Below are 23,005 nucleotides of genomic sequence, written 5' to 3' on the forward strand. Positions count from 1 at the left end.
ACAACCTATCCGTACATACGCTATGATGGTGATAGAAAATGAATATGAAATTGGGCAGACTGTATATCTGAAGACCGATCCAGGACAACTGCCTCGAATGATAACTTCTATTGAGGTTTTCAAACAGGGAGAAATTTTGTATTCTATTAACAGTGGCAACATGCCCTCAAAACATTATGCTTTTGAGCTTTCACATGAAAAGAATATTATTGATGTATGAAACAGGATACATATATACTTATTGAGCTGATGTCATGGGGTATCAGCGGTGATGAACTTCCTGCCGGGCTTCAATTGACAAAGGCGCTGCTAAAATCCTCAGGCTGGGAGATTGATAAGTGTATCGCGTTTTCTGCCAGAAAGTGCGGCGCTGACGTTGGCGATATCGGACCGGGTTGGAGTAGACGAGATTCCCTGGCACTATTAAGGTATTAATGCCTATGAATATTGTTCTTTTCTATTGAAAGTTTTGTTTCTATTGTTTTTATCGATACATTTGTACTGGAAGTTATAGACAACCCAAGATACGCGGCTCTATAATAACCGGTGACCCGCCTAAGATATTTGGCAAAGTAAACTACAGCGCAGGATACAGTGCAAAGCATCTTCCCAAGATGATGGGAGTATTTCTACATACTCTGTAAAATGCCAAATTTTTCAGCTACCAATCTTGTTAAGGCTCAAGCCTTACTCAAAAAAAGATTTACTGAGGCAGAAATGAGGACAAAACAGTCCGCATACGTGACCCTGGGTCAACGTAACCTTGATGTCTTAATCCCCTCTCATGAATCTCTTCGTACTCGTGATGACCGTCCAGTAGAGGCTAATATCCTTGCTCGTAGCAAGCGTGCTACAACCAATAGCCGCACCTATAACCATACTGGCAATCGCGGCGATTCTTTTGTACTGCCGCTTGTCTGGACCACATTTACTGATAAATTTTCCATCTCCCTGAAACAGATGGATAATAACGTGCACAGCTTTGATGAGACCCTGTCTCAGCAGTTGTTGAACTGCGCTACGAACATCTACGAAGGCATCGAGACTTACGGGATTGATCTGTTGTATGCGAACCGGACTCAGATAAATACCGCTGCTACTGGTGGTTCATTCAACGCAGCAAACGATGCGTTTGAAATCGCAGCAACAGATAAACCCAGGTTTTACCAGCTGGCAAAATCCATGATGCGTCAAAACAATTACAGCGGGACTTTTGATGTCATCGCATCACCACAGACATATGTTGATGGTGAGTTTTATGCGAATCAAGGCGGCGGCAACAGTACAAATACAAATTTCCAGTTTACAGGACTCAATATTGTGGAATCTGTTGACCTGGAAGACTCTAACTACACAGGTGGGGTTTCACTTATTATGCCAGCCGGCTCCTTTGCTCTTTTGCCATGGATTCCAAAGCAAAACCGCAACGGCCATGGCGATTATAACTCTGTATTGGGGGGCTATGGATCTATTCAAAATCCACTGGGGTATAATTACCCGCTGGCGCTTCATGCTTACGCAGAACGCGCTGACACTTCCGCGCAGAACGGTAATAGCCAAGACGACGTGATGCAGTTCGAACTATCGGTAGATATCGCGACTGTGATATCTCCACTGTCTACAGCCACCGAAAGTGTGGTGTTCGAGGTAGCACAGCTCGTGGCCTAATCCAGTAACCATTCACTAAACAATTACTCACATGAAATTTCTGATAGTACTTATTTCTGTGTTCCTGATCGGCTGGGTGTCTGCGGTAGCGCAGGCTCCAATGAGCCGGTCAAAAGATACCCTGACAAATGTAGATACTGCCTACTTGACCAGTTCTAAGTTTTCTGGATATACGAGAGGTGCAATCCAGCTGAATATTCAGAAGTTTTCCGGTACGGTTGCCGGCAGTGCGTTTGTCCAGGTTAGTATTGACGGTGTAAACTATGTACCCAGCGGGTTGGATACACTTACTGCCGTAAATGGCGATAACGTGAAGATATGGACGATACCGGTAGCCTATTGGCCCTATTACCGGGTAAAAGTTATATCCAGTGGCACCAACCGCCAGATTCCGAAAGCATTTATAACGCTGAAGCAATAATGTATCACAGTAAGGTCATACAAGAGTTATTTGGCCGGGTAGGATGGAGAGAATCTATCCTGCCCGAATATGCGGGCATTCTATCAGATGAGAACAAGGAGGCCAGATCTGGACGGTACTTTGACGGATTCCATGCTGTGGTTAACCTACAGACCATGAAAGACGTAGTTGTTCCCGATCCAGCTGCCAGTAGTGAATCGATCAATGAAGTGCTTAAAGAGATGCAAGAGGATGCGATATCTTCTGTGCTTGATGGCATATTCAGCGAATCAGAGATAATTGAGCAGCAAATGATCTATGAAAGGGATGACCAAAGCCCAGAACTGCTCCCCAATATGGGACAATTTGTTGGCTTCCAAATAAGCGCTGCTGACCGAACTAATATATCTGTGCAAATACATGCTCTAAGCCTCTATTTCAAAGGATCTGGAGTATTCAATATCTATCTGTTCAATCATCTTAAAAAAGCGCCAGTCGGCACTTTTGAGGTGAGTGTACTGGATGGAGAAGAGGTGATTGTGAATTTGCCTGAAACCATTTTATCGGCAATCTCTTCTGTGAATAAGTCAAGGGTCTTCTACCTGGGATATTTCCAGAATGATATTGAGTCAGTGGGTATTCAGGCATATGATTGGCCCAGGCTGCAAAGGGGGGCGAATTGCTATTCTGTACAGGGATTCGAGGCTGAGGTGATTGGAGATGATGACTTCATTCGATTTGACGTACCACTGACATCACGTACCTACGGGCTGAATGCGGAGCTATCCAGCGCTTATGACTATACAGAAGTGATACTTCGTAAACAGCAATTGTTTGATAAGGCAATAGGTCTTCAGATGGCTGCCAAGGTAATTGAGAAGGTAGTTCACAGCTTGCGTTCTAACCTCAACGAGCGAATCGGAGAGGAAGGCGTGCAGCGGTTGTATACAGATCTAAACCTCGATATGGCCACTCCGGAGCTTCCGTACTCATCTGGCATTAAGAACCAGTTGAGAAGGGAGTTAAAACGAGTCCACGATAACCTATTCGTTGATAAGAAAATCACAGCCACAACATCTCCAGAAGGATGCTATACACCAAGGTTTCTCCGGTAGGAGTGGATATACCAATTCAGGCACTGCAGGCTTATCTGCATGATCAGTTGCTCACAAAATGGGGACTGGATAACCGCATGTACCAGGCATATGGTAGGTGTTACCGAAATCAAAAGGATAACGGATATGTGGCAGAAGGATATATCGGATCGAATGAATACCGGGAATTGTATTTGGACGATCGCTACTCCGTGCTTTCATTTTTCGGAATCTCTGAAAATGTAAAGTTTGACACAGGTAACCAGGCTGAAGTACACCTGATATTTTTTGTCAATCTTCCAAAATTAAGTACTACATCCCATAGAGCTGACGAGGAGATACGGCGTGACGTGCAGAATCTTGTGCAATACGGATACCAGTCTGTATATCTCAATAACGTACGCACCGGTATAGCAAATGTTCTGGAAGAGTACCCAGGTTCAATTCGAGACGATCGCCTCAAGTTCAGAGATATGCATCCATTTCACTGTTTCAGATTTGACTTCACATTAAACTACAACATTAACGCCTGTAAATAATACTACCATGGCTAATCTTTTAAATCAAACTGTGTGCGCAAGAAGTCTGGCCAATACCGGCACAGATGAATGCTTTTTTAATCCCGCCGAGATCGCCGGCGCTTTTAAGGTGCCGGGTGACAGAGTTTTTACTCAAGCCGAATTGGATAGCCTGATGGCAACCCTTGAAGCCGGAGTGATGGAGCCCGTCAAAGAAGACAGGATATTTCCGCTTCACGGCTTCCTAGTAGTGACTGACAACAGTGAGGAAACTGTATTTGAGACTGTTGGGTCAACTCAAATTCCAGTTCGTGATGGGCACTACCGCTGGACATTCCGGTATATTGACGGGGGAATGTGCTTATCTAACGCCTTGCGTTCTCACAACTTCACCTCTTCTACCTGGATTTTCTACGATAAAAAGCGACAATTCCTTGGATGGAGGAAACAGGATGAAACTGGAGCCTACGGGCTTGCAGGCGTACCTGTTGTATTCTTCGCAAATAAATGGGGTCAAGCCACCGCCACTACTACCACGAATTACAGTGTGTACTTCGATATTGATCCATTCTACCTGAACGATCAATTAGGTTTCTATGTGGCTGATTTCGACCCATCGCAAATCAAGGGCCTGAGAAATATAAAAATCACGCAGTCCGGCGCCTCTGCGGCCGGGGTAATCAAAGTTATTCTGCGCACTAGCTGTGCCGGCGTGAATCTGTATGACAAGTACAGTACAGAACTGGCAGCCGTAGCTGCATTCAGTGTGCAAAATTTCTCCACTGAGGCGGCAATAACCATCACCTCTGTCGCGGCAGACGCTAATATCAAGGGATTCACTCTTACCCTGAGCTCATCTGACCCAGATTATCCAGCATCAGCGACTAATAAAGTAGTCATAAATACTGTAGACCCTACGGCACTGGATGCCATTGGCGTGAGCGGGTTCGAAGGTGTTCCATTAACCGCTTTAAGAGGATAACATGAAAACGCCAGTAACGAAAATAAACTTCAATAAGGCCGCTCTGATAGGGTACACAAAAGCTCGGTTCATCGCTGAGTTTAAAGGTGTGTATCCGGATGCGGACCTGGCAAAGTATGCTAAGGAACTTGGGCTATCAGATAAGGCTGCTGCAGAAGATAAAAACGCTCAGCCGGATAGTCCAGAAATACTAACGGGTGGCCCTAAGTAGCCACCCTAAATTTTGAGCCATGGCGACCATTTCTCAGTTGATGCGCCGAATAGAGCGAGTGAATATAGCAGATATTTCAGTTGAATCACTTCAGGAAACAAAAACTGATTACCTGGACTGGCAAAAAGAGCAGCTGGATCAGGGGAAGAAAAAAACTGGCGGCAATATCACGCCATTCTATAAGCCGGCAACAATAGCTATTAAAAAGAGAAAGGGCCAACCCACAGATCGTGTGACGCTCAAGGATACGGGATTCTATTATGATAGTCTATACATGGTGATCCAGAAATCAATGAGGACACTGGCTACAGTAAGCAGCGATCCTAAGTCGAAGTGGCTCCTTCAAAAGTATACCGGGAATATCATGGGCCTGGGCGGGGTGTATAAGCGTGGCTATGTATCTGACCTGCGCCCGGTGTTTCAGCAAAAAGTGAACAATGCGTTAAAGCTTCAACCTGAATGATAAATACAATCTACAATACTCCTCTGTCTGTATTCATCGCATGCTATTGTGATGCGGATTATTCCTCATTGGGGGCCGGAGAGAAGGGGAAGGAGGCATGGGGCACACTGTTTCAGGAGTATCTGCAAGAATCTGGCGGGACACTTGAAGATGAGGCCTATCTGCTAGAAGTAGAGAGCACCAATCTATGGTTGAATATATTTTGCTACAGAGAACTACTGGAAATACTTAAACAGTATGCGCATTCAGACGGAATTGAGTTTTTCCGTAAGGAAGGATTTAAACTGGATTATGATCCAGAAAACCAAGATGAATATCTGAATCAACTTAAAAAAATCGAAGGGCGTTTCAAGGCTTGGGAATTGGATCATATGGATAAAATGGTGCAGCTGCAGCAAATCAAGTCCAGGCCCAACACAACGAAGGTTGATCGCGGATATTTTGATCGCTCTCTCGCGGCTCTCTCCAAGTACTCTGGGTATCATGTGGACGAGACCGCCACTACCATCTCGCGCTATATAGCAATCAATAAGACTCTACAAGAAGAAGCAAGGAGGGCTGAGCAGCATGTCGGCAGACGATAAAATAAACAGTGTCATAGACGAGGGTCGTGTCAACCGGCAACTGGAGAACCTATTTGATCTCCTGGGTAAAGCTATTGGGATGATTAAGGAGGTCCATAACGCTGCCAAGGGGGTGAATTTTGGCAATGGATTTAAGGATATGGCCAACGCCTTGAAGGAGGCTCGCGTGGGGTCTGATGCGTACAAAAAGGCCAGGGCAGAGGCAACAGAGGCCGAATCGGCTCTTCGACAAGAATTGCTTAAGACTAAAAATGCCTATGAAGCCCTTCGTCTAGCAGAAGCCCAGGCAGCAGCAGAACGCCGGAAAAATAAACAGAATGTAGTTAGTGAAATAGGTAGCCTAAATGAACTCCGCGAGAGACTGAAGGCTATGACGCGTGAATGGGATTCCTATGGTCCTGCAACACGTAAGGCGAATCAGGCACTATTGAATGACCTCAAGGCGGTCCGTAAGGAGGTCGGTGACTTGGAAGCTCAAACTGGACGATATCAGCGCAATGTGGGTAATTATCCATCCCGTTTAGTCGGCGGACTTAGTAGCTTAATAGGTCAATTTGGGGTACCGCTCACAGCGGCAGCTGCTGCTAAAGAGATTTTTGACCAGACAGTTGCCATTGACTCTCTAAATTCAGCGATGAAAGCTGTTTCGGGCACAGAAGAAGAGTTTAATAAAAACCAAAACTATCTAATCGATCTATCAGAAAGATTGGGGCTGAATGTCCTGGATCTTACTAAGGCCTATAAGTTATTTTATGCCGCAAGTACACAGGCAGGATTGTCAGCTGATCAAACCAGAAAGATTTTTACCTCTGTATCTGAAGCTGCTGCCACTTTAAAGTTCTCCGCCGATGATACACAAGGAGTGCTGCTTGCCTTCTCACAGATACTTGGCAAGGGAAAGGTGCAAGCGGAAGAGTTAAGAGGCCAAATAGGTGAAAGACTACCTGGTGCCTTCGCAATAGCTGCCCGCAGTATAGGGGTTACCCAGGTTCAGCTTAATAAAATGCTGGAAAATGGTGAATTAATTGCGTCTGAATTTCTCCCGCGTTTTGCAGCAGAATTAGAGAAAACATTTGGTAGAGATTCCCAAGAAAAGGTGGAAAGCCTACAGGGCGAAATAAATCGCCTGTCAAATGAATTTACATCTCTTGTATCCAGCAATGAAAGCGGATTAACTCGATTTTTCACATATATTATTTCAGCGGCGAGAAGTGCAACAGCTGCCATAAGAGAAATGGCGGACGGCATAAACTACGTCTACACAAAACTGACAGATTCAGAAGGGTTCAATTCATTGCAAACCGAATCTATAGGTAAACAAGTTAGAGCAGATGCGCGGAATGCTAGCACACAAACACTTTTAGACCAACGAGATTTACAGACTGATAATATTGCCAAAACTGAAGAGAATCTGGCTGCCTACCAGAGACACCTAGCGTTCATTGAACAGGAGTCGAAAAAAACCTACAACAGAGTATTAGACAGTGACTACAAGGCTGCAGAAAAGGCCGTTAAGGATGCGGAATTGCTATTACAAAGGCAGAAAGCTGTTAGACAGGCGGTGGTTGATGAATTAACGACAAGGTTTACTAATAGTCCTGAACAAGGGCCCATTACACCTGGTGCCAGTAAAAAGGATCAAAACCAACAGCAGCGATTACGCGAGTTGCAACTAAAAGCCTTGCTGGATCTTCAAAAAATCTCTGACCAAGAGGCTATTGATGGGCAGAAAGAAATTGCGGAGAATGAAAAAAATACGCTTGCAGAACGAATGCAGGCAGCTGAAAATTATTTCGACCTGCGTAACATACAGGCTCGCAAAGAGGCCGACAGCGAAAAGAAGCTGGTAAATGAGCAGGTTAAGCAAGGTAAGGCTGTTAGCGAGCAGTTATTGGTTGTCGATGCAAAATTCAAGTCAGAGAAGTTAAAAAATGCTTCCGACCTGAATAAGATGCTGTCTGATATTTTGAAGGACAACGCAGACGATAATACAAAACAGATAGCACACAATGCTGAGGTGCAAAAAGCGTCCTTACAGCAGCTGGCTCAAGAAGAGTTGCGTCAAGTTGCCTCCCTTTATAAACGCAGGCTCATTAGCCAAGAACAGTATGAGGCTGAAAAGCTCAGGATTGCGAATAAATTCACCATCCTAGGCATACAAGAAGACATCAAGGCTGCCGAGGCAATGCTGGATATTCAGAAGCTCAGGGGAGAAGATACTCGTGATTTGGAATCCAAGCTTCTTGAGTTAAAGAACAAGTTACGAGATGCAGATCTTGAATACTTCACCAAATCAGAGGAAAGCAAAGCTGAAGTTGCTAAGGCATATGCCACGAAGCATTTGGAGCTTCAGAAGGACCTAAATGGCAGATTAAAAGATCTCGCCTTAGAAACATTCAGTTTCGCAAAGGAAATTGGGGAGGCTCAGTTTACAAATGAGAAGAATCGCCTTCAATCAGAAAGCGACGAGGTAGATAAAGCTAAGGAACGACAAATAGCTGCACTTGACAATCAATTATTGTCTGAACAAGAAAAGGCCAATAAGGTAGCCGTAATTGATGCACAGGCACAGACACAGAAAGAAAATATAGCCAGGCGCCAGAGGGATGTTGATGTAAGGGCGGCTCAATTCCAAAAGGCAATCTCACTATTTCAAATAGCGATTACAACTGCTGAAAATGTTTTTAAAATTCAAGCTCAAGCCGCTGCATTAGCAGCTACTCCAATAGTCGGTCCGGCTCTCGCAGCGCAAGCGCTCGCGCAAATTCCGTTTGTCTTGGCAGCAGGCGCTGTGCAGGCTGCCGCTGTTGCAGTGGCGCCGATACCTCGTTATAAACACGGGACCGATAGGCATCCAGGAGGTTATGCGTTCCTGGGTGATGGAGGTCAAAATGAAGTCGGATTATTGCCAGATGGCACCGCATTCATGTCCCCCGCTCGCGATACCTTGTATGATCTTCCGGCAGATACTAAGGTGTTCCCGTCGCTTGATCGATTTTATGAAGCCATGGCATGGAGTGCTTTTAAGCCAATACCCGAATGGTCTGATCCTCGTGCTGGTGGTGCCATGGCTGAAAAGATAGTCAAAGGGCTTGGCGGCAAGCTTGATAAAGTAGAGAAAGCTATTGCCAAGAAAGCACAGGTAAAGGTAATGAACTGGACAAAGGAAGGGATTAACGAGGTAAGGCAAGAGGATAACAAGTTTACTAAATACATTAATAAGTACATGCGATGAGGGTCAAGGAATGGTTGTTTTTCCTGGCGGATGAAAATGGGGCCACTTACAGCGTAAGTGGCAACGATGTCGTGACGACCCCCACACAAACACCGCTACCCAATAGCCCTGATGGATGGATAAGTCAGGGGGTTTCCCTCGCAAAGAATATGACATATTTAGGGCTGGATCGCTCATTTACTGTACCACTTAGATTTGTTAGGCAGGGAGCTAAGATTCTCCGCTCGCTAGTATATAATGGTAGTATTGAGGCGAAAGTATTCCTGGTGGTACTGAAGTTAAATTCTAAGACCCAAATTCACGAAACCTACTATAAGGGGGAGATTGATTTTAGTCAAATGGATGACCAGGATTCATATTTTGATGTAAATCTGGCGGAAGGTGGTGTAATGTATTTCATTAAGAAGAATGAGGATGTGAAGTATGAAATACCATTGGACGACAATAGCGAGGTGATCAGACTAAGCGGTATAAACTTGAAGCAGTCCACAACTTCCCTCCTGGTGGGGAAGGCTGATCAGTTCAATGCCACATTGTTTGGTGGACACCTGCCTGCCAGTAGTATTATCAGTAATGAAGGTGATAATGTACCAACATCAGTGGAAGCTACAGACTTTGTTCCCCTCAGGGATAATGACCCTTCAGATAATACTGCTGTTTACAATACTGGTAATCTGATTTTTCAGGCTACCACAACATCTACAGTGACTTTTAGCCCGGATTTCGAGTTTAAAACTGGGAATTATAGGACTGGCCCAACTGGGATTCAACCAAACTTTCCTGTTGCTGGTATTCAAATAAAGGTTGATTTACGAATTTTTAATTCAACCGGAACATTTAAGCAGAGCCTCAGTATCTATACAAGCGACAATGTTGGACTGTACTTTACAGAGGCTGGCCTTACTAGTAAGAACCTGGTAAGGCACCATATCGTCGGTAATTATCAGGTTTCTGTTGAAAATGGGGATAAGGTTTTTCTTTTCATTTATGCCACACATTGGAGGCCTGGCGCCCCTTTGGTAGGCGGGGAGTGGGTTTCATTTTGGTACAATGATTTTGAAGACCCAACCCTTACTCCTGGTACCACCGCTTTTAGGTTCGATTTTTTGTACCCGACAACACCGTGCCGCGCCTTACTTCTAGGAGATTTGTTCACCAGGATGGTTAGTAAAATATCTAATGGCCAGTTTACGGGGAATGCCGATTTTATTAGGCCCACTGGCGATGGGTCACCGACAAACCCCTTTAGAGCGATTTTGGTAACCTCAGGTGATGGGGTGAGGCAAATTTCGGACGCAGTAATCAAAACATCATTCAAGGATTGTTATAAGTCGATCGATGCTGTTAAGTCGGTAGGGGTGCGGAATGTGCAAAATGTTCTTACCATAGACTCAAGACAAAATTGCCTCAGTGGGAATATTGCATATGATTTAGGTGTTGTGAAAAAAGTTCGTATTCTTCCTGCTGATAAATTCTATTACAGCAGCGTTAAGGTAGGGTTCCCGTCATCTGATTATGAGGACAATAATGGCCGATACGAGTTTAATAATACGTCCATTTTCAATGCGCCTATGGGGCGTATCGTAAATGAACTGGATTTAACAAGCTCCTTCAGGGGGGATTCATATGGCATTGAATTTCTCAGGGTGAATACAGCCGGCAAAACTACGACTGATAATGCCAGCGACAACTCTGTATTCCTTATAGATTGCATTGGCTACCTCGATGAAGGAGGAGCTGTTGTATGGGAGCCTTTTCGACAAGTATTTTATGAGGTGGAAGGCTTGCTAAGCAGCACAGTATATAATATAGGAATTTCGCCTAAGCGCCTTCTGAGTATACACGGAGGATATCTCAGATCTGTCTTGTATAAACGAGAAGGAACTTCGTTGACCTATCAGACCACAGATAAAAACAGTAAGCTTAAAACCACCAGCATTACTGGTGCTGTTGTAGATGAAGATGCAGATATGCCAATTGGGTTGCTCGGACAGCCGTTTTTTAAACCATTTATCATTGAGTTTACAACAAAATACCCACTCGGTATTCTTGATGTAGTTCAAATGTCCAGGTCTGGTATGATTCAAATAACTGATTATAAGGGTAGGACTTACAGTGGCGCCTTAATTGACGGCGGGGTTAAGCCTACAACAAAAGAGGAGCAAAGTTGGTCCATACTATGCTCAATTAATACTGATTTAACCAAAAGAATATGAGTACGAATGTAGTCACAATACCCAAAGCCAATCCACTTCGGATGGTAAGAGTAGATAGGCCGGCAATAGCTGGTAAAAACTTCGTGCACTTTGATGAGGACTGGTTCGCAAATAGCCTAAGGCCTAGTGACACCCAGGTGAATTACTTTCAGAAATGGCAACAAACAGACATCATATGGGTGCAACTCAAAAGCACATATGGGCCTCTTCGTATAGATTTGATCACCTGCACTCAGCGAGTAGTTAAGTCGGTAAATTTTGATCAGATCACCACCAGTATTATAGGTCAGTCTTATCAAATATTCGAAGCAAAATTACAGCTTGCTGATGTAGGCCCCGGGCTATATTATGCACTTATTACTATTGGATCTGGAGAACTATCCAGGCAACTGATCTCTGAACCTATGGATATACGTCTCCGGCACCCGGAAACAGTGCTATTTGAGTACAAGGGCGATGAAAATGCTCATGGTGTTATCTGGGATACAGGGTATGCCCCAACATTCCGAGCTGAGGCTACGATTACTGATTACCAACCGGAGTTTGAGGATACTGTATATGTCGACCAAATCTACGATCAAACTCTTTTGGATTCAGTTCCACACCTTACGGCTAATCTCAGATTAGGCGAAACCATTAATTACCGATTAGGCGTTCCCGTATGGGTATCTGACAAGATCAGCCGCATTTTTTGCTGCAGCAGTGTCCTTGTGGATGGTAAGCAGTTTACCCGTGACCCAGAATCCAAGCTAGAACCAACATCGATTTCCGGTTACCCAATGCCTGTGTGGGATATGAAAATAGCCGAGACAAAAAATGATTACGATAACAATTTTGACGCTGAATTTGATGATAAAGTGGTAGTTACGTATAATATTTACACAGATGCATTTGGTACTATGAACGGGCCAGTTGAAAATAATATTGTTCAAGTAATACAGATTGACTAATGGAAGCACCTTGCACCGTACAATTTGATACAACACCAACAGATTATGTGATAGCCAGAGCTTTCCCTACACGCGACCGGACAGTCGAGGTTCTGAGTGCCCGCCAGGTGTTTGCTCCTCCACAGCTTAATCCCAGAGCATTTGTAATGACCTTACCCACTCCAGAGCCCTATATAATCCTTATTAATAGTTCGCCAGATGGAACAACCATAGGGGTAGAAAGGAGTTCGTATATGGTTGTGCCAAAGCTGTATCAGGGACAATTTATTGAAGATGTCACAATTGTTGTAGATGGTGGCACTATTGATATTGATCCAGTGGCAGGAACAAGGATAGCGCCTATTCCATCCTTAGATGGATATAACATTGCCCGGATATACCGTAACGGTGCCAGTAGGGCATTGCGTAAGGATCGAAATCCTGAATGGGTGCAGCGTCCTGGAGGCGGGTTTAATCTTACGGATGATACCAAGCCATTTTCACATGGAGAAACATTTGTGATTCAGCTTGCGCCATTTTATTCATCAAATGTCGCAGCGGATATATTTAGCCTGAATGAGTTGATAAATAGCCATATTAGTAACACGAACAACCCCCATGCTGTTACCAAGTCTCAGGTCGGGCTAGGGAATATCCCAAATGCGAAGTCTGATGCAATAAACAATAATAGTTCTGATACACTCGCTACATCCGCAGCTGTTAACGCCCTGCGGTTATCTGTGCAAAATCAGATCGCTGGATCAGGTAAATTTTTTGTTGGAGACGTAGTGCGGGTTGACGAGACTAGGACAATTACACATAACCGGAACATTACAGGAGAGTATGTAGTAGTTGGATCTCTCGTTTCCACAGGGGCTGATTGGGATAAAGACAACGATGTGATATGGGCAGTTAGAGATTTAGGCACGAACTCGTTTACGCTCCTACTACGGGAATTGTCGCCCAATATTCAAAATATTTGGTTCTATTACTCTTTAATAAAAATATAGATAAAATCTATAAGAACAGTAATTTGTATTTACCTTAGTTATATGAAAAAAGTAATGACGGCTCTCCGGAATAGCTATCTGGCAGCCATTTTAATTTTTATCGCCCCGGCAATACATGCCCAGGAACTAAATGAGATAGATCCTCCTGGACAAATCCATTATCGCATTAAGGTTACTGATTTTCTAGGTCTGCCAAACAAAAAATCAATACCTATTGCAACGAACATTGACTCCTCTGGCGCCGTATCGTTTGTCATATCTGGGGGGGATTCATCTGTCTGGGTTTTTACCGGCAAACAATGGAAAAAAGTCGGCTCCGTATCCCTCATTCCTCGCAATGGCTTATCTCTCTCAGGAGATACCATTAAGCTGGGCGGACCACTGTCGGAGAACACCACTATTACACCAGGCAGCTATTTATTGAATATATCTGGCAGAATCAGCGCACAGCCAGCGGTGGCTGATACAAATCTGGTCACACTGGCGCAGCTCAAAGATACGATCTCCCTGGGCAGAGGTTATGCGGACGCGTTTTTCGAGAAAATACGTACAGGCGCCGCTGTTACGATTGCATGTGAAGGCACTAGTCTGACTTACGGCCAGCAGTACCCGGATGGGCCTGTGTCCGGGATAAATGGCAGTACCATTCCCCGAGCGCAATACCAGTATCCATCAGCCCTTCAGAGTACATTACAATATGCTGGGGTAAATGCTACGGTTATCAATCGTGGTTATCCTGGCGATAGGACAATTGAGGGCTTAACACGCTGGGATACCTGTGCGCCGGTCGACGCGGTAATCATTGAGTATTGCCACAACGACGCAATGAACTACGCTTCCTACCCGTCTGGTGTTGTGCCTATAGATCAATACAAAATAAATCTATCAGCAATTGTAGAGCGGCGTCTGAAACAGCATAGCTGGGTGTTACTCACGCTTCCACCGGATATCGATGACAGTACGGGGCAGGCTAAAATCAGCATGTATAAAACCGCGATAGTAGAGGTGGCGCACAAGTACAATCTGGACATAATCAATGCGCAGCAGATAACCGGCTGGATGTCCACACAATGGGTAGATGGCCTGCACCTGAATGCGCTCGCAAATAATGAGTGGGGCAGCCAGGCGGCGGCAAATTTCTTGCGTGATCCTCGTACGCATACAATCGTAGGCCATCGCACTACTATTTACCCTCCGAATCGGATTTTTAACGGCGGCGCTACATTTCCTTATGCCTCCGCATCCACTGGGTACCTGTGGCAGTTATTAGGCAATTCTGTATATCCTGTAATAGTCAATAGCTCAGCAGATCTTCAGCTGGCTATTAAGACTGTTAATAATGGCGCTACTAAATCACTGCTGGTACGCTACGGGAATGGTATTTCCCAGCGCGACACAACAATAGTTAACTACACGGCTGGTGCTATTACGACGCCGATCGCAGCGGAAACACTCACAAAAATCCCGGCAGGGCATAGGTTGATATTCTTGCAGAGAACAGCAGGAGAGGCTTTCTATGTTGATCAGCTCAGCTTCCATACTGAATTTCAAACACTTGATCAGGCACTAAGAGCCGGCAACAGCACAGATCGTAATATGCAATTCACTGATACGAATTATATAAGATTCGCTAAAAACTCCGACTATGGAGAGGTGAAGTGGTATTCGACAGGAGACGTTGACAATTCAAGCAATCTGATATTTACGAATGGAGATAATAGCTCGCCTCAAGAAGGATTCATCTTTCGCAAGGACACGGCGAATAATGCCGGCATCACTACCGCTTACGATACAATTCTATCATTAAGGGCCATTATCAAATCACGTCTGAGAATGGCGCTTAATACTGCTGACGATGGAAGTACGCAACTGCAAATCGGAGGTAATGCCCGCGTATCCGGCTATTTGCAGGCTAGCAACGGCACTGTGTCTAATCTGCTGTTCTACGATTCTGGCGCAGGAACCGGCCTGGTAGGCACGTTTTCCGGCCACCCGATGACCTTGTTCGCAGGAGGCAATGAACAGGTCAGGATACTGACTAACGGAAATGTTGGCATCGGCAATACTTCTCCGTCCTCTCGGCTCGATGTTTCCGGCGCCACTGGATATAATCAACTACGATTGCGTACTTCCTATACACCTACATCCTCAGCAGATACTAATGGTAACACTGGGGATGTGTCGTGGGATGCAAATTACTTGTATCTGAAAACCTCCGCAGGCTGGAAGCGCACGGCATTATCCACCTTCTAAATGTGAACAATGGCAAATTTCTTCAAGAATCTGAATTTTAATTTCCAGCACCTGCTGGCGCTTATTATTGTAGTGACCTGCTTCGGGTACTTTTTTTACATCTCCGGCACTCACTTCGCCACCGTTCAAAACAATAATGTGGTTGATGTAAAGACCGCTATGATCAGCATTTTGACTATGGTTGCCATGCACTATTTCCGCCAGGAGAAGAGAAATATTGATGACCCTTCAAAGCCTGAGTAATGGACCTGAAAAATATAAAAATAGGCATTGTCCAAGTGGCGATTATAGTTGCCCAAACAGTTACTGTAGTATGGGTTATTGGCAAGTCGGCCAACAAAATAGATAAGGTAGACGATACAACCAGTCGCGTTGAGAAGAAGGTCGATAAAATGGATGAGGATAATAAAATCTGGAAAGCTCAGATTGAGGCGAATCAAGCTGATTTTAAGGTGAGATTAGCCATCCTGGAACAGAAGGTTGCTAACATGGAAAATGAACGAAATGCACACTAAAATAATTATTGGCCTGTTGCTGCTCTGCTCCTGCGCATCCTCCCGTAAATCTATTACCCGGGAGGAGCGCAGAAAGGACAGTGTGGGGATTACTGTACAGGAAAACTCAGTGGTAACCGAAACCACCGTATCCGGCACAGTGCCCGCCTACACGCGTCCGGATAGCGCTGGCCTTACATGGTATTTGCCAGCAGAAGACACGGGTACCAGGTCCGAATCAGTTCAGGCCGGTGCGCTAGTTCTCACCGTAACGAGTAAGCCGCGCCGGGATACCTCTGGGAAGGTTTCCGGGCGTGACCTGCAGGTGCGGGCGCGAAAGAATCCGGAGGAAGTTATGGCGCCGGTGGATTTCCAACAGAAGAAAACAGAAACCGGCAGCAGTATACAGGCAGGCAGGAAGCAAGAATCTACCGCGGTTTCCACCAAAACAATAGACAAAACCGGTATTAACTGGCTGGTAGGAGCAGGCATAGCCATATCGCTGGTTATTGCTGTGATTTACCTAATTAGAAAGTATGTGAAATGAAAAATGCATATCCAGAAAAACCGATACTGCAATTCCGGCGCACATCGGTGGAAATGTCGGTGGCAATAAAGACTATCCAGGATTCCAACTCCCCAATAGGGGTGAAGCGTGCTGCCTATATGATTTTCCGTAAGGAGAGCGGTAATGGCCGCAGCGGGATTAATGAAAACTATTCCGGCTTTCAGGCCGACTCCGGACGCTGGCCAGCCATTTATGATCCGCTGATCGCAGGTGTAGTGTTAAAGAACGAGAATGGCACAGGTAAACCCAGGTTATTCCTGGCATTCCACAGCGTAGCAGGATGCCTCCAAATGCTCATGGATAGAGTGCAGCAGCGTGGCCTTTACATTGGTGGACATACCAGCAAAATTGTGGACATGGATGTGAAAAATGTAACCGATTTTGCCAGGGCCTACAAGAAGGAGTGGGCGGCAGGTAGTGCTACTGCAGAGCCTACAGAGGATGATTTTAAAGGGTTTGCCAGTATGTACCGGCAGGCAGTAGGGTTATTCTCGTAGCACCGATATGAAGCAACAAAATTCAACGAAATTATTTTTCAAGACTCAGAAAAAATATTTGGTAATCAAATTTGATTACTTTAATTTTGACTTATCAAATAATAAAGCTGGCGGCAACAGGGTAAATTCGGCAAGGCTAAAATGAATACTTATAGCATTACCACAAAATTAACAGAAGATTTTCAGCCAGTATGGCTATACTTCATTGATGGGGTATTATACGTGCAAAAAGGTTTCAAAACAGAAGCAGATGCGTTCAACGCTGGACTGGAAAAAGTAAAGGAACTTAAAAAAGGTAGGTAATGAAAAAAACTATAACAAGGGGTGACATTACACTCACCCTTCCCCTTAATTCTGATGAGTCAGTTGATCTGAGAGGGAAAATGATAATTGATTATCCTGGAATTGAAGATAGTCTTAGGATAGCGCCTACCGTTGCGGGCAGGATAGGTATAGGCACAATACAAGACCAGTTCGATTACATAGCCACATTCAGAGAGTTTGACGCAGCTCACCACCGCCGTGCCATCGGGGAGCGAATAAAAAAATTACGCGAGGAAGCAGGACTGACACAGGATCAACTTGCTGAAAAAACCAGTATGCTGAAGCAAAACATCAGTAGAATTGAGCAGGGTAAATACTCGACCGGGCAGGATATTCTTTCAAAAATTGCGGACGCACTGGGTAAGAAATTGGATATAATTTGATCTTCTAAGATACTATTACAGTTAAAATCCTCCTGCAACAGCAGGAGGATTTTTATTTTTTGCATCCAGGAGCAGCAGTTGAAATAGAATAGCTGTAGTATCTCGCACTACTACACCTGCGGCATTTGCCATTAAAAGATTCATACGGTCAAAGATTACATCCGCATAGAGGATAATCGGGACGTTGCCGGCATGGCGCCGGAGAAATGCGTATACATCAATGTCTGGCATAAACCTGTTGGCCAACACTACCTGGCAACTGGCGGTGGCCAATATTTCCGCCGCCTTTGGGTAGGTTGTAGCTTCCAAAACCTCAAACCGGCGCTCTCGGAGGTAAGGCGCAAGGACTTGTGGAAACACCGGATCTGAATCAAATAGAAGTATAGCCATGGGGTAATACAGCGCAGGCGGTTTCCCGCTACTGGTGGCACCCAGAATGAGCGGCACCCACGCTGTGCAGGCGAATGTAGTAATTATTTTCCACTGACTCGATATATCGAGTCAATAAATCTTATCATATACATGAACTTTATCCTTAATGGATAAGGAGATAGCAATAAGATTGGGTAAGAAAATCAAGCGACTCAGGGTAGAGGCCAAGATGTCCACGCGTGATTTCGCAGACCGTGTGGAAATATCCCTGTCGCAGCTGTGGGAAATAGAAACCGGAAAAGGAAATCCTACTCTCAAAACTCTCCTGGCGATTGCCACCACCCTTAAAACTACTGTCTCCGATCTGATTGATCATATATAATTTTCACTAAAACATAAATTATTAATATAAATATATTTAAACTGCTTTTTTTAGCCACATTAGCAGCAGTTCCATTTCATTTGAGTTCGACGCTGTTCCCGTCAGCTCCACAGCAAAGGAATCCCACTTTCAAATGGGAGAAATACAAACAGCTACCAGATTTCTGGTAGCTGTTTGTATTTTATGGGTATCTGCTTTACAATCAGTTATTTACCCTCCCTTTTTAGTTAGTTAATCCTTTCCTTTCAGCCTGAGGCCTTTATAAAGGAGATGATGGATATAATAAATTTCACCTAAACCTAAATGTGGTCAGTAAATGCCCTTTCCATTAAATCCTGTTCCCTTTTAGATAAACCTATCTTAATAGCATATTGACGCCAGTCTTTCACTGCAGCTAATACTTTCGCGATAATCTGCTCGCCCTGCTTTTTAGCCACACGGAAATATGGTGCAACAGATCGCACTAAATCCAGGTCCAGAGAGTTATCGTCTTCCGATATGTTGAGTGTAAGTCCTGTACCATCAGCAAATGGATTGACATCATAAACCGGAGAGAGTCTCCAGCCTTCCACTGTCAATAAAAAACCATGATTACGCAAGTGGTCATCTGTATTTTTGATGCTTACATATAGCACAATTCTGCGCCAGAGTTCTTCCAGGTCCTCATCGACCTTCGCACCATTTTTAATAAGAAATTCAGCCAGCTCCAGATAACTGACGCCGGTAGTATAATCAGCGCCATCCGAATATCCAAGCATAGTCATTGCCGAAGCAAAGTGTATCCTTTCGCCACTAGGAGTACGGTCAAAGCGACGGCTTAAGAATGTGTGATGCTTGCCGGAGAATTTCTGTGCTTTAGAAGGAGATATAAGTACTCCTGCAGCTTTGGCAATATCCATTGCAACAGCTTCCCATCCACCAATATCAACCTCATCATTGCCACTTGGGAATTTGGCGATCCATAACTGACCTTCTGGGTCCCTTACCCCTGCCTTGGGACGTGCACCCCCTAATGACGATCCGGGAGCCATCAACATGTTTAGCCATCTCAATGCTTCATCGTCGTCAAAATCATCCTGCTCCAATTGTTTGCTGGCTTCTTCAAGTTCCCGCAGTGATGTCCATGGTGGCGCTGCAAGGGCTTGTTCTCCGCTTACAAAATCTCCATCTGGATCTAACTTGAAACGTAAGGCGCCAATTCGATGTTCATCATAAACCCCTAACAAATAGTCTGACTCAAACAGCGTTACCTGTTTGCGATCTTCTTTGCGCGCTATTATTGCTTCCCGTCTTTTCATTAGGACACGTCCCCATCGGTCTGGAGAAGAATCGAGAAACAAACCAAAGTTGTGCTTCTCGCCCGTACTATATTGTCGTCCTCTATAAAAACTTAGGTCAGGGTCTAAGACCTGGCTATTGCCGGACGCCAACCATTCTGCTGAATATTCAAAAGAAAAGACTTCCTTCCCTTTGCTATGGGCACTATTAAGCATGCCCATCAGTAAAGGGGCATTGTTTAATCCCTCCCAGTCAGCATATACATATATCATTTTATCAGTCGGCATCTTCTTCAGTTTGTTTTTTGTTTCTTTTTGGAGCGCGTTTCTTAGTGATCAATCCTGCATCCTGCAGCTTACGCCCCAATTGATCGTCTTCTGCCAACTTCAAAAAGTCTTTCTCCAGATTTAATACGAATAAAACCATAAAGTAATTGCCTAGGGATACAGAAGGTGATCCATTTTCAATTTGCCAGACTGTCCCACGGCTAAGCCCAGCCCGCTCTGCAACTTGAGTCGTACTGAAATTTCGCCTTCTTCTCGCAAGTTTGATGTTTTCTCCCATCTGCTCCATTATCTTACGAGCCTTGGGTAACATAGTTATGGACTCTTTCATAAGTGATAATGTTCAATTTTATTAACAAATTTAGCATTTTTGTTTGTTAAAATGAACATTGTGATAACAGTATTAAAATAATTATAAATATGTGTGCAATTAATAAACGTAAAATTTCTCCGCAATAGCTACATTTTGTTTTACCTCCATCAGAACTAATAATACCGAGATTTTACAATTCCGGAATTCAATTCCGAAATTGTAAAAAATCCCCCATTCCCGCTACACTTTCCCGCACTTCGGCTACATCTCCCCAACACAATCCCACCAACTTTGTATTCAAATAAAGACACAGACCATGAATACAAAATCAGTCACCTTTCTTTCCAACAACATCCCTCTCGCAGCAAACCTCTACCTGCCGGCAGGCAAACCCATTGCAGCCCTGGTAGTTGGCCATCCCGGCACCGGCGTTAAAGAACAAGCAGCCGGATTATATGCGCAGTTACTTGCAGAAAAAGGATTTATTACCCTGGCCTTTGATGCCGCCTACCAGGGTGAAAGCGGCGGACTGCCGCGCGGCCTCGAAGATCCCGCCCAGCGCATAGAAGATATCAAAGCAGCAGTTACCTATCTGCAATCTATCCAGGATAAGCCCGTGGGAGTACTCGGCATCTGCGCCTCCGGTGGCTATGGGGTTGCAGCAGCAGCAACAGACCATCGCATAAAAGCTATTGCCACAGTAAGCGCAGCAGATATAGGCCGGCAGTTCCGCAATGGCGGTGATGGTAAGCAAGGCATGGAGGTGATCCAGGGGATGCTGGACATGGCCGCGGCCGACAGATCCGCCAAAGAACCGGGATCATTTCCGCTCTTTCCTGCTGAAGAGCAGGCCAAAGCAATGGGGCTGCATGTCTACGAAGGATGGAAATACTACTGTACGGACCAGGGCCAGCATCCGCGTTCTGCCAAATTCTTTCAATGGAAAAGTGTGGAACTGATCGCAGGCTTCGATGCCTTCCGGTTTGCAGATTTAATTGCTCCACGACCCTTGCTGATGATTACAGGATCTGAAGCCGTTACCACCTGGATGACGGAGGCCGCAATAGCTACCGCCAAAGCACCTAAGGAGCATGCTATTATTGACGGTCCCACCCACGTGGAACTATATTACAAACAGCCGTATGTAAACCAGGCGGTAGATAAGCTCCATGCGTTTTTCACTGAAAACCTCTAATTTTAAGTATGCAGCAACCGTTTAAGATCGAGACCATCGCCGCATTGCATCGTATGCTGGGATTGCCGGAGCCACAGCATCCCCTGGTTAGCATTGTGCATAACTGTGAAGTGAATATGATCAGGGAAGCATTTCCAGTATCACTGGTGCTGGGGTTTCATAAGATATCTTTTATGAACGATATAAAAGGAAAAATCAGGTATGGGCAAGGCTATTACGATTTTGATGCCGGCGGAATGGTGTTTGTTGCCGCCAATCAGGTACTGACAGTGGCCGATGAGGCGGATACCTACGAAGGTTTTAATCTCTTCCTGCACCCTGACTTTTTACAGTCTTATCCATTGGCAACTACTATTAAAAAATACGATTTCTTTTCCTACGAAACCAATGAAGCGTTGCATCTATCCATAAAAGAAAAGGAAAAAGTGGTGGCTATTTTTAACAGCATAGGCGCCGAACTGGCCGAACGCCTGGATGATTTTAGTCAGGACGTAGTGATTGCCCATATTGATTTGCTGCTTACTTACTGCAAACGTTTTTATAAACGGCAGTTTACCACCAGGAAGGCAGTAAACAATGATCTGCTGGCAAAATTGGAAACTATCCTGGATGACTATTTTAATACGGCGCTTGCACTCAACAAAGGCTTGCCCGGCGTACAATATCTGGCAGACCAGTTGCATCTTTCCCCGCATTACCTGAGCGATATGCTGCGCAGTTTAACAGGGCAAAATGCACAACAACATATACATAACCGGGTGATTGAAAAAGCAAAGGAAGCATTGTCAACCACCAACCTCACTGTTGGTGAAATCGCCTGGAGTCTTGGGTTTGAACATTCCCAATCCTTTAACAGGTTTTTCAAACAGAAAACGAACAGCTCCCCGTCAGCATTCAGGAGATCATTTAATTAAACAAAAAAATGCCCGGCAATCTTATGATTACCGGGCATTTTCATTTCAATATAATTATTTCGCCGTCAGCGCCCGGCTTTCAAAGCTGATGCCAGCCCAGCCATGTTGCATGAATTGCCTGATGTTCTGATGGTCAGTAGCATCGGGTGTGTTTAGCACGGCCTGATAATGCTCTGCAAATAATAACAGTGTGTCTTCCTTGCTGAGCTGTTGTGCTTGTGCAAAAGAGAATACTTTGGCGCTGCCCTGGTTTTGGGTAGCTTCATTATAGGCATCACCGTTTTTAAACGCCGCAGGCTGGTGCTGGTAATAAGTTTCGATAAATTCAATCACTTCTTTAAAGCTGGCAGTATTAGCTTTTAACCTTTCTATCAGGGAACTCAGTTGCTCTTTCATGCAAATTCAGAATAATGTATGTTTTCAGTAATTCAGAGACAC

The 23,005-nt window shown here is 44.7% G+C and carries 25 protein-coding genes; 21 read left to right on the plus strand and 4 right to left on the minus strand.

Annotation, left to right across the window (positions count from 1 at the left end):
• The first annotated feature begins 645 nt into the window (after positions 1–645).
• From KW844_RS14655 to KW844_RS14740, 18 genes are all read left to right on the plus strand, one after another.
• Entirely contained in the window at positions 646–1,668 is a 1,023-nt protein-coding gene (locus KW844_RS14655; RefSeq protein ID WP_218377530.1) for a hypothetical protein, read from the plus strand.
• 31 nt (positions 1,669–1,699) lie between these two features.
• Entirely contained in the window at positions 1,700–2,089 is a 390-nt protein-coding gene (locus tag KW844_RS14660) for a hypothetical protein (RefSeq protein WP_218377531.1), read from the plus strand.
• A 155-nt stretch (positions 2,090–2,244) separates the two neighbouring features.
• On the plus strand, positions 2,245–3,183 hold the full coding sequence (locus KW844_RS14665; protein ID WP_218377532.1) for a hypothetical protein: 939 nt from the start codon (positions 2,245–2,247) through the stop codon (positions 3,181–3,183).
• A 525-nt stretch (positions 3,184–3,708) separates the two neighbouring features.
• A complete protein-coding gene (locus KW844_RS14670) occupies positions 3,709–4,662 on the plus strand; it encodes a hypothetical protein (RefSeq protein WP_218377533.1) in 954 nt (317 codons plus the stop codon).
• 1 nt (position 4,663) lies between these two features.
• On the plus strand, positions 4,664–4,873 hold the full coding sequence (locus tag KW844_RS14675; RefSeq protein ID WP_218377534.1) for a hypothetical protein: 210 nt from the start codon (positions 4,664–4,666) through the stop codon (positions 4,871–4,873).
• Positions 4,874–4,892: 19 nt separating this feature from the next.
• Entirely contained in the window at positions 4,893–5,336 is a 444-nt protein-coding gene (locus KW844_RS14680; RefSeq protein ID WP_218377535.1) for a hypothetical protein, read from the plus strand.
• The gene (locus KW844_RS14685) at positions 5,333–5,920 is read left to right on the plus strand and encodes a hypothetical protein (RefSeq protein WP_218377536.1); all 588 of its coding nucleotides are present in this window, start codon (positions 5,333–5,335) and stop codon (positions 5,918–5,920) included. Before KW844_RS14680 ends, KW844_RS14685 begins: the two co-directional genes overlap by 4 nt.
• The gene (locus tag KW844_RS14690; protein WP_218377537.1) at positions 5,904–9,155 is read left to right on the plus strand and encodes a tape measure protein; all 3,252 of its coding nucleotides are present in this window, start codon (positions 5,904–5,906) and stop codon (positions 9,153–9,155) included. The genes KW844_RS14685 and KW844_RS14690 overlap by 17 nt, the downstream gene beginning before the upstream one ends.
• A complete protein-coding gene (locus KW844_RS14695; RefSeq protein ID WP_218377538.1) occupies positions 9,152–11,371 on the plus strand; it encodes a hypothetical protein in 2,220 nt (739 codons plus the stop codon). The genes KW844_RS14690 and KW844_RS14695 overlap by 4 nt, the downstream gene beginning before the upstream one ends.
• A complete protein-coding gene (locus KW844_RS14700; RefSeq protein ID WP_218377539.1) occupies positions 11,368–12,321 on the plus strand; it encodes a hypothetical protein in 954 nt (317 codons plus the stop codon). The genes KW844_RS14695 and KW844_RS14700 overlap by 4 nt, the downstream gene beginning before the upstream one ends.
• Positions 12,321–13,310, plus strand: a complete 990-nt coding sequence (locus KW844_RS14705) for a hypothetical protein (RefSeq protein ID WP_218377540.1) — start codon at positions 12,321–12,323, stop codon at positions 13,308–13,310. Before KW844_RS14700 ends, KW844_RS14705 begins: the two co-directional genes overlap by 1 nt.
• Positions 13,311–13,352: 42 nt before the next feature.
• The gene (locus KW844_RS14710; RefSeq protein ID WP_218377541.1) at positions 13,353–15,563 is read left to right on the plus strand and encodes a GDSL-type esterase/lipase family protein; all 2,211 of its coding nucleotides are present in this window, start codon (positions 13,353–13,355) and stop codon (positions 15,561–15,563) included.
• A 9-nt stretch (positions 15,564–15,572) separates the two neighbouring features.
• Positions 15,573–15,806, plus strand: a complete 234-nt coding sequence (locus KW844_RS14715) for a hypothetical protein (protein ID WP_218377542.1) — start codon at positions 15,573–15,575, stop codon at positions 15,804–15,806.
• Positions 15,806–16,078, plus strand: coding sequence for a hypothetical protein (locus KW844_RS14720; protein WP_218377543.1), 273 nt, complete (start codon positions 15,806–15,808; stop codon positions 16,076–16,078). Before KW844_RS14715 ends, KW844_RS14720 begins: the two co-directional genes overlap by 1 nt.
• The gene (locus KW844_RS14725) at positions 16,068–16,604 is read left to right on the plus strand and encodes a hypothetical protein (RefSeq protein ID WP_218377544.1); all 537 of its coding nucleotides are present in this window, start codon (positions 16,068–16,070) and stop codon (positions 16,602–16,604) included. The genes KW844_RS14720 and KW844_RS14725 overlap by 11 nt, the downstream gene beginning before the upstream one ends.
• A complete protein-coding gene (locus tag KW844_RS14730) occupies positions 16,601–17,122 on the plus strand; it encodes a hypothetical protein (RefSeq protein ID WP_218377545.1) in 522 nt (173 codons plus the stop codon). Before KW844_RS14725 ends, KW844_RS14730 begins: the two co-directional genes overlap by 4 nt.
• A gap of 141 nt (positions 17,123–17,263) precedes the next feature.
• Complete coding sequence (locus tag KW844_RS14735) at positions 17,264–17,425, plus strand: hypothetical protein (protein WP_218377546.1); 162 nt, start codon at positions 17,264–17,266, stop codon at positions 17,423–17,425.
• Positions 17,425–17,829: a helix-turn-helix domain-containing protein gene (locus KW844_RS14740; RefSeq protein ID WP_218377547.1), complete on the plus strand. Its 405-nt coding sequence runs from the start codon at positions 17,425–17,427 to the stop codon at positions 17,827–17,829. The genes KW844_RS14735 and KW844_RS14740 overlap by 1 nt, the downstream gene beginning before the upstream one ends.
• Before the next feature lie 21 nt (positions 17,830–17,850).
• On the opposite strand, the gene KW844_RS14745 is transcribed toward KW844_RS14740, so the two are convergent.
• Positions 17,851–18,219, minus strand: a complete 369-nt coding sequence (locus KW844_RS14745; RefSeq protein ID WP_218377548.1) for a response regulator — start codon at positions 18,217–18,219, stop codon at positions 17,851–17,853.
• Positions 18,220–18,367: 148 nt separating this feature from the next.
• Here KW844_RS14745 and KW844_RS14750 point away from each other — a divergent pair, with 148 nt between their 5' ends.
• Complete coding sequence (locus tag KW844_RS14750; RefSeq protein ID WP_218377549.1) at positions 18,368–18,583, plus strand: helix-turn-helix domain-containing protein; 216 nt, start codon at positions 18,368–18,370, stop codon at positions 18,581–18,583.
• Positions 18,584–18,882: 299 nt separating this feature from the next.
• Here the strand turns inward: KW844_RS14750 and KW844_RS14755 are convergent, their stop codons facing one another.
• Together KW844_RS14755 and KW844_RS14760 are read right to left on the minus strand one after the other, a co-directional pair.
• Positions 18,883–20,148 (minus strand): type II toxin-antitoxin system HipA family toxin, encoded by a 1,266-nt coding sequence (locus tag KW844_RS14755; protein WP_218377550.1) that lies wholly within the window; start codon positions 20,146–20,148, stop codon positions 18,883–18,885.
• On the minus strand, positions 20,138–20,476 hold the full coding sequence (locus KW844_RS14760; protein ID WP_218377551.1) for a helix-turn-helix domain-containing protein: 339 nt from the start codon (positions 20,474–20,476) through the stop codon (positions 20,138–20,140). The genes KW844_RS14755 and KW844_RS14760 overlap by 11 nt, the downstream gene beginning before the upstream one ends.
• A 298-nt stretch (positions 20,477–20,774) precedes the next feature.
• Here KW844_RS14760 and KW844_RS14765 point away from each other — a divergent pair, with 298 nt between their 5' ends.
• The gene (locus KW844_RS14765; RefSeq protein ID WP_218377552.1) at positions 20,775–21,653 is read left to right on the plus strand and encodes an alpha/beta hydrolase; all 879 of its coding nucleotides are present in this window, start codon (positions 20,775–20,777) and stop codon (positions 21,651–21,653) included.
• Positions 21,654–21,661: 8 nt separating this feature from the next.
• Positions 21,662–22,567: an AraC family transcriptional regulator gene (locus KW844_RS14770; RefSeq protein WP_218377553.1), complete on the plus strand. Its 906-nt coding sequence runs from the start codon at positions 21,662–21,664 to the stop codon at positions 22,565–22,567.
• 54 nt (positions 22,568–22,621) lie between these two features.
• On the opposite strand, the gene KW844_RS14775 is transcribed toward KW844_RS14770, so the two are convergent.
• Complete coding sequence (locus KW844_RS14775) at positions 22,622–22,963, minus strand: HopJ type III effector protein (protein WP_218377554.1); 342 nt, start codon at positions 22,961–22,963, stop codon at positions 22,622–22,624.
• Positions 22,964–23,005: the final 42 nt, after the last annotated feature.

The sequence above is a fragment of the Chitinophaga sp. sic0106 genome (assembly GCF_019219075.1).
In the GTDB taxonomy this organism is placed as follows: domain Bacteria; phylum Bacteroidota; class Bacteroidia; order Chitinophagales; family Chitinophagaceae; genus Chitinophaga.

Bases quoted from the DNA above. Each gene is read 5' to 3' on its own strand.
- KW844_RS14735 (WP_218377546.1), top strand. From the start codon at position 17,264: ATGAATACTTATAGCATTACCACAAAATTAACAGAAGATTTTCAGCCA.
- KW844_RS14725 (WP_218377544.1), top strand. From the start codon at position 16,068: ATGCACACTAAAATAATTATTGGCCTGTTGCTGCTCTGCTCCTGCGCA.
- KW844_RS14775 (WP_218377554.1), bottom strand. From the start codon at position 22,963: ATGAAAGAGCAACTGAGTTCCCTGATAGAAAGGTTAAAAGCTAATACT.
- KW844_RS14700 (WP_218377539.1), top strand. From the start codon at position 11,368: ATGAGTACGAATGTAGTCACAATACCCAAAGCCAATCCACTTCGGATG.
- KW844_RS14665 (WP_218377532.1), top strand. From the start codon at position 2,245: ATGAAAGACGTAGTTGTTCCCGATCCAGCTGCCAGTAGTGAATCGATC.
- KW844_RS14750 (WP_218377549.1), top strand. From the start codon at position 18,368: ATGGATAAGGAGATAGCAATAAGATTGGGTAAGAAAATCAAGCGACTC.
- KW844_RS14685 (WP_218377536.1), top strand. From the start codon at position 5,333: ATGATAAATACAATCTACAATACTCCTCTGTCTGTATTCATCGCATGC.
- KW844_RS14705 (WP_218377540.1), top strand. From the start codon at position 12,321: ATGGAAGCACCTTGCACCGTACAATTTGATACAACACCAACAGATTAT.
- KW844_RS14710 (WP_218377541.1), top strand. From the start codon at position 13,353: ATGAAAAAAGTAATGACGGCTCTCCGGAATAGCTATCTGGCAGCCATT.
- KW844_RS14675 (WP_218377534.1), top strand. From the start codon at position 4,664: ATGAAAACGCCAGTAACGAAAATAAACTTCAATAAGGCCGCTCTGATA.
- KW844_RS14765 (WP_218377552.1), top strand. From the start codon at position 20,775: ATGAATACAAAATCAGTCACCTTTCTTTCCAACAACATCCCTCTCGCA.
- KW844_RS14715 (WP_218377542.1), top strand. From the start codon at position 15,573: ATGGCAAATTTCTTCAAGAATCTGAATTTTAATTTCCAGCACCTGCTG.
- KW844_RS14740 (WP_218377547.1), top strand. From the start codon at position 17,425: ATGAAAAAAACTATAACAAGGGGTGACATTACACTCACCCTTCCCCTT.
- KW844_RS14730 (WP_218377545.1), top strand. From the start codon at position 16,601: ATGAAAAATGCATATCCAGAAAAACCGATACTGCAATTCCGGCGCACA.
- KW844_RS14745 (WP_218377548.1), bottom strand. From the start codon at position 18,219: ATGGCTATACTTCTATTTGATTCAGATCCGGTGTTTCCACAAGTCCTT.
- KW844_RS14720 (WP_218377543.1), top strand. From the start codon at position 15,806: ATGGACCTGAAAAATATAAAAATAGGCATTGTCCAAGTGGCGATTATA.
- KW844_RS14695 (WP_218377538.1), top strand. From the start codon at position 9,152: ATGAGGGTCAAGGAATGGTTGTTTTTCCTGGCGGATGAAAATGGGGCC.
- KW844_RS14680 (WP_218377535.1), top strand. From the start codon at position 4,893: ATGGCGACCATTTCTCAGTTGATGCGCCGAATAGAGCGAGTGAATATA.
- KW844_RS14690 (WP_218377537.1), top strand. From the start codon at position 5,904: ATGTCGGCAGACGATAAAATAAACAGTGTCATAGACGAGGGTCGTGTC.
- KW844_RS14670 (WP_218377533.1), top strand. From the start codon at position 3,709: ATGGCTAATCTTTTAAATCAAACTGTGTGCGCAAGAAGTCTGGCCAAT.
- KW844_RS14660 (WP_218377531.1), top strand. From the start codon at position 1,700: ATGAAATTTCTGATAGTACTTATTTCTGTGTTCCTGATCGGCTGGGTG.
- KW844_RS14770 (WP_218377553.1), top strand. From the start codon at position 21,662: ATGCAGCAACCGTTTAAGATCGAGACCATCGCCGCATTGCATCGTATG.
- KW844_RS14760 (WP_218377551.1), bottom strand. From the start codon at position 20,476: ATGAAAGAGTCCATAACTATGTTACCCAAGGCTCGTAAGATAATGGAG.
- KW844_RS14755 (WP_218377550.1), bottom strand. From the start codon at position 20,148: ATGCCGACTGATAAAATGATATATGTATATGCTGACTGGGAGGGATTA.
- KW844_RS14655 (WP_218377530.1), top strand. From the start codon at position 646: ATGCCAAATTTTTCAGCTACCAATCTTGTTAAGGCTCAAGCCTTACTC.